Origin of the sequence: Enterococcus sp. HMSC078F03, assembly GCF_001811595.1 — a bacterium.
Taxonomy (GTDB): Bacteria; Bacillota; Bacilli; order Lactobacillales; family Enterococcaceae; genus Enterococcus; species Enterococcus faecalis.
In genome coordinates this window covers 1-2,713 of sequence record NZ_KV805539.1, presented here as the reverse complement: position 1 = coordinate 2,713, position 2,713 = coordinate 1, and the positions used below count along the sequence as shown (strand labels likewise).

The window sequence follows — 2,713 nt, the reverse complement described above, 5'->3', positions numbered from 1 at the left end:
ATTCGTTCATTGAAAACTGGATATTGAAGTAAAAAGAATCAAAACAAACCGAGAACACCGCGTTGAATGAGTTTTTTAATAAGTTCAATTGCTTATTTATTGATTAACCTTCTATCGCTAGAAGAAGTGATCAAGACCCAACCGTAAGGTTGATAAGGTTAAGTGAATAAGGGCGCACGGTGGATGCCTTGGCACTAGGAGCCGATGAAGGACGGGACTAACACCGATATGCTTTGGGGAGCTGTAAGTAAGCTATGATCCAGAGATTTCCGAATGGGGGAACCCAATATCTTTTATAGGATATTACTTTTCAGTGAATACATAGCTGATAGAGGTAGACGCAGAGAACTGAAACATCTTAGTACCTGCAGGAAGAGAAAGAAAATTCGATTCCCTGAGTAGCGGCGAGCGAAACGGGAAGAGCCCAAACCAACAAGCTTGCTTGTTGGGGTTGTAGGACTCCAATATGGTAGTCTGTTAGTATAGTTGAAGGATTTGGAAAATTCCGCTAAAGAGGGTGAAAGCCCCGTAGACGAAATGCTAACAACACCTAGGAGGATCCTGAGTACGGCGGAACACGAGAAATTCCGTCGGAATCCGCGGGGACCATCCCGCAAGGCTAAATACTCCCTAGTGACCGATAGTGAACCAGTACCGTGAGGGAAAGGTGAAAAGCACCCCGGAAGGGGAGTGAAATAGATCCTGAAACCGTGTGCCTACAACAAGTCAAAGCTCGTTAATGAGTGATGGCGTGCCTTTTGTAGAATGAACCGGCGAGTTACGATTGCATGCGAGGTTAAGTCGAAGAGACGGAGCCGCAGCGAAAGCGAGTCTGAATAGGGCGAATGAGTATGTAGTCGTAGACCCGAAACCATGTGATCTACCCATGTCCAGGTTGAAGGTGCGGTAAAACGCACTGGAGGACCGAACCCACGTACGTTGAAAAGTGCGGGGATGAGGTGTGGGTAGCGGAGAAATTCCAAACGAACTTGGAGATAGCTGGTTCTCTCCGAAATAGCTTTAGGGCTAGCCTCGGAATTGAGAATGATGGAGGTAGAGCACTGTTTGGACTAGGGGCCCATCTCGGGTTACCGAATTCAGATAAACTCCGAATGCCATTCATTTATATCCGGGAGTCAGACTGCGAGTGATAAGATCCGTAGTCGAAAGGGAAACAGCCCAGACCACCAGCTAAGGTCCCAAAATATATGTTAAGTGGAAAAGGATGTGGGGTTGCACAGACAACTAGGATGTTGGCTTAGAAGCAGCCACCATTTAAAGAGTGCGTAATAGCTCACTAGTCGAGTGACCCTGCGCCGAAAATGTACCGGGGCTAAACATATTACCGAAGCTGTGGACTACACCATTAGGTGTAGTGGTAGGAGAGCGTTCTAAGGGCGTTGAAGGTCGATCGTGAGGACGGCTGGAGCGCTTAGAAGTGAGAATGCCGGTATGAGTAGCGAAAGACAGGTGAGAATCCTGTCCACCGTATGACTAAGGTTTCCTGGGGAAGGCTCGTCCGCCCAGGGTTAGTCGGGACCTAAGCCGAGGCCGATAGGCGTAGGCGATGGACAACAGGTTGATATTCCTGTACCAGTTGTTTTTGTTTGAGCAATGGAGGGACGCAGTAGGCTAAGGAATGCATGCGATTGGAAGTGCATGTCCAAGCAATGAGTCTTGAGTAGAGTTAAATGCTTTACTCTTTAAGGACAAGTTGTGACGGGGAGCGAAATAATAGTAGCGAAGTTCCTGATGTCACACTGCCAAGAAAAGCTTCTAGTGAGAAAATAACTGCCCGTACCGTAAACCGACACAGGTAGTCGAGGAGAGTATCCTAAGGTGAGCGAGCGAACTCTCGTTAAGGAACTCGGCAAAATGACCCCGTAACTTCGGGAGAAGGGGTGCTGACGACCGTCAGCCGCAGTGAATAGGCCCAAGCGACTGTTTATCAAAAACACAGGTCTCTGCAAAATCGTAAGATGAAGTATAGGGGCTGACGCCTGCCCGGTGCTGGAAGGTTAAGAGGATGGGTTAGCTTCGGCGAAGCTCAGAATTGAAGCCCCAGTAAACGGCGGCCGTAACTATAACGGTCCTAAGGTAGCGAAATTCCTTGTCGGGTAAGTTCCGACCCGCACGAAAGGCGTAACGATTTGGGCACTGTCTCAACGAGAGACTCGGTGAAATTTTAGTACCTGTGAAGATGCAGGTTACCCGCGACAGGACGGAAAGACCCCATGGAGCTTTACTGTAGTTTGATATTGAGTGTTTGTACCACATGTACAGGATAGGTAGGAGCCGATGAGACCGGAACGCTAGTTTCGGAGGAGGCGCTGGTGGGATACTACCCTTGTGTTATGAACCCTCTAACCCGCACCACTAATCGTGGTGGGAGACAGTGTCAGATGGGCAGTTTGACTGGGGCGGTCGCCTCCTAAAAGGTAACGGAGGCGCCCAAAGGTTCCCTCAGAATGGTTGGAAATCATTCGAAGAGTGTAAAGGCAGAAGGGAGCTTGACTGCGAGACCTACAAGTCGAGCAGGGACGAAAGTCGGGCTTAGTGATCCGGTGGTTCCGCATGGAAGGGCCATCGCTCAACGGATAAAAGCTACCCTGGGGATAACAGGCTTATCTCCCCCAAGAGTCCACATCGACGGGGAGGTTTGGCACCTCGATGTCGGCTCGTCGCATCCTGGGGCTGTAGTCGGTCCCAAGGG

General features: G+C 49.6%; 1 rRNA gene. It reads left to right on the top strand.

Annotated elements, in window-relative coordinates:
* Window positions 1–156: 156 nt before the first annotated feature.
* Window positions 157–2,713 (top strand): 23S ribosomal RNA (locus HMPREF2810_RS02905); the annotation flags it as partial.